The organism is Halomonas sp., assembly GCF_052095765.1.
Taxonomy (GTDB): domain Bacteria; phylum Pseudomonadota; class Gammaproteobacteria; order Pseudomonadales; family Halomonadaceae; genus Halomonas.
The window spans coordinates 1-3,708 of record NZ_JBQDJZ010000145.1 but is presented as its reverse complement, the minus strand read 5'-3'; the positions used below and the strand labels follow the sequence as shown (position 1 = coordinate 3,708).

Genomic DNA, 3,708 nt, shown 5'->3' with positions numbered 1-3,708 from the left:
AACGCTTCACCATGGACGACGGCTTCTACAAAGCGGTGCAAGAAGTGTTTGTGCGCCTGCACGAAGAGAAGCTGATTTATCGTGGCAAGCGTTTGGTCAACTGGGATCCCACGCTGCACACCGCCATTTCTGATCTGGAAGTGGAAAATAAAGAGCAGCAGGGCAGCTTCTGGCACTTCCGCTACCCGCTAGCAGACGGCGTTAAAACCGCTGACGGTAAAGATTACCTGGTCGTTGCCACTACTCGCCCGGAAACCTTACTGGGCGATACCGGCGTGGCGGTGAATCCAGACGACGAACGCTATGCCTCCCTGGTCGGTAAATTTATCGAACTGCCCCTGGTGGGTCGCCGTATTCCCGTGGTCGCCGACGAGCACGCCGATATGGAGAAAGGCTCGGGCTGCGTCAAGATCACTCCCGCTCACGACTTTAACGATTATGAGGTGGGTAAGCGACAGAACCATCTGCTGATCAACGTCTTCTCGAAAGACGCTACGATCCTTGAAAGCGCCGAAATTTTTGATCTTAAAGGCCAGCCCCAGCCGGACGAAGATGCGAGCCTGCCCGCTAAATACGCAGGGCTTGACCGCTTTGAAGCGCGTAAGCAGCTTGTCGCCGATATGGATGCGCTGGGGCTGCTAGAGCAGGTCGAAGCGGTTAACAACACTTTGCCTTACGGCGACCGCTCGGGTGATGTCATCGAGCCCTTGCTCACCGACCAGTGGTTTGTGGCTGTGGAGTCGCTCGCCAAGCCCGCTATTGAAGCGGTTGAAAACGGCGACATTCAGTTCGTGCCCAAAAACTACGAAAACATGTACTTCGCCTGGATGCGCGACCTACAGGATTGGTGCATTTCTCGCCAGCTGTGGTGGGGCCACCGCATTCCTGCCTGGTACGACGCCGAAGGCAATGTCTACGTTGCCCGCACGGAAGCCGAGGCCCGCGAGAAGCATAAGCTGGGTGCCGATATTGAGCTGACGCAAGACGAAGACGTACTCGATACTTGGTTCAGCTCAGGCCTGTGGACGTTTGGCACCCTTGGCTGGCCGGAACAAACCCCGGAGCTTGAGACCTTCCACCCTTCCAGTGTGCTGGTGACCGGCTTTGACATCATCTTTTTCTGGGTGGCCCGGATGATCATGATGACACTGAAATTCACCGATCAGGTGCCGTTCAAAACGGTTTACGTACACGGCTTGGTGCGCGACGGCCAGGGTCAGAAGATGTCCAAATCCAAGGGCAACGTCCTCGACCCGATCGACCTTATCGACGGCATCACACTGGATACCCTGCTTGAAAAGCGTACCGGCAATATGATGCAGCCGAAACAGGCCAAAGCCATTGCCAAAGCCACCAAAGACGAATTTAAAGACGGCATTGAAGCCCACGGCACCGATGCGCTGCGCTTTACCTTCCTCTCCCAGGCCACCACCGGGCGTGATATCAAGTTTGATATGAACCGTCTGGATGGCTATCGCAACTTCTGTAACAAGCTGTGGAATGCTTCACGCTACGTGCTGATGAATGCCGAAGGCGAAGATTGCGGCATCGCTTCTCAAGGTCAGGGTAGCGAGGTTGAGCTTTCACTGGCCGACCGCTGGATTATCTCGCAGTTGCAGAAAACCGAAGCCCAGGTCACCAAAGCGATGGACGAGTACCGCTTTGACCACGCCTCCCAGGCGCTGTATGAATTCGTTTGGAACGAGTACTGCGACTGGTACCTGGAGCTTTCTAAGCCTGTTTTATGGGACGAAAATGCCACGGTAGAGGCGAAGCGGGGAACGCGCCGCACGTTGGTACGCGTACTCGAAGCCATACTGCGCCTGGCTCACCCGATGATGCCCTATATCACCGAAGAGATCTGGCAGCGCGTCTCACCGCTGGCAGGCGTTGATAGGGGTAACGATGCGTCGATCATGCTGCAAGCATGGCCCGAAGCCGACGAGAACAAAATCGACGATCAGGCCAGCCTGGATATCGAGTGGCTGAAAGGCGTGATTATCGCCGTGCGCAACATTCGCGCCGAGATGAATATTGCCCCCGGCAAACCACTCGACGTGCTGCTCACCAAAGGTAAGCCTGAAGACGCCGAACGCCTGGAGAGCAACCGTCACTTCCTCTCCAAACTGGCCAAGCTGGAGAGCGTTACCTGGCTTGCAAACCCAGAGGACGCCCCGCTGTCAGCCACGCAGTTAATAGGTGATATGGAAGTGCTGGTGCCGATGGCCGACCTGATCGACAAAGACACCGAACTTGCCCGCTTGAACAAAGAGATCGATAAGCAGGACAAGCTGATTGGCGGCATCGAGAAAAAGCTCGGCAACGAAGGCTTTATCGCCAAAGCCCCCGAAGCCGTGGTGGAAAAAGAGCGCGGCAAGCTGGCTGAATTCCAGGCCGCCAAGCAGTTGCTGGAAGAGCAGCGCGCTAAAATCTCAGCGCTGTAAGTTCCCCCCGGCGCCAGGCAGCTCTGACTGCATGGCGCCAGCGCTCTTGCCCGCCGATCCGATAGCGCCTATAACTTAGGCATGGACTCCCCCAGCACAGACAGCGTTTCGACCCGGCACCCTCTGGCGGTGTTGCGTTTCCTTGGCTTGGTACTATTGGGAAGTGGCGTTGGAGGGGTGGCGGCGCTGGCCGCCGTTGGCTTCGTTAACGCGCTGGTATGGCTCAACGACCTGCTGTTAATCTCTCCCCGAGGCCAGATGATGGCTGATGACACCACTCTGGTGGTACTGGCCACTCTGCTGGTACCAACCTTTGGGGGGCTGCTCGTTGGTCAACTGCACCGTGGCCTGCCTGGGGGCCGCCCCCATACCCCTGCCGACGCCATCGCTGCCGTCCAGACCCGCCGAGGTCGCCTACCCGCCAAGGCTGGTGCTCTCTCAGCGTTAAGCAGTTTGGTGTCGTTAGGCGCAGGCGCCTCGGTGGGTCAGTACGGTCCCCTGGTACACCTCGGCGCGACTCTCGGCTCCCTAATCACACGCTTGCTGCGCCTGGGGCGCTCAGAGGACAATATCACTATCGCTTGCGGGGTAGCGGCAGCCATCGCTGCGGCCTTCAATGCGCCACTGGCGGGCATTGTCTTCGCCCACGAAGTCGTGCTACGCCACTATGCCCTGCGCGCCTTCGCGCCAGTGGCTGCTGCTGCCATCGTCGGCTATGTGCTGGCCACTCAGTTGCTCGCTCAGGGGGCGCTGTTTCATATCACTGAGCCTGGCGTGCCTCAAGCTTGGGAATTCGCCCTTTTCCTAGCCTTGGGTGGCCTAGGCGCCTTGGTGGCTGGAGGCTATATGCATGCCATTCTTGCCATGGGCCAGCTGGCCAAGCGGCTACCGCTGCCCACCAGCCTTCATCCCGCACTAGCCGGGGCTTTGCTCGGCCTAACGGCTCTTTGGGTACCCGATATTCTCGGCATAGGCCAAGAAACCCTGCGCTTCGCCACCTTGCCCGGGGCCTACGGCGGCGGCGAGCTGCTGATGGTACTGCTACTAAAGCTGGCCGCGACCGCTTTGTGCCTGGGGCTGGGCTTCGCGGGTGGTGTCTTCAGCCCAGCGCTGGTGATCGGCACCCTCTTCGGCGCCCTCGCTGGCACCCTGGTAGCGGAGCTGGGTGGCGGCCAGGAGACCTTTATCTTCTATGCGGTGTGCGGCATGGTCGCGGTCACCGCCCCCGTCCTCGGCGCGCCTCTTACCACCCTGCTGATCGTCT

2 protein-coding genes are annotated in these 3,708 nt (G+C 58.9%); both read left to right on the top strand.

Annotated features, from left to right (window positions below):
* The coding region (locus tag ACTH3D_RS12820; RefSeq protein ID WP_441667530.1) for a valine--tRNA ligase at positions 1-2,444 on the top strand (2,444 nt) is incomplete at its 5' end.
* A gap of 81 nt (positions 2,445-2,525) precedes the next feature.
* Positions 2,526-3,708, top strand: a 1,183-nt coding sequence (locus ACTH3D_RS12815; protein ID WP_441667528.1) for a chloride channel protein, incomplete at its 3' end; no start/stop codon positions are given.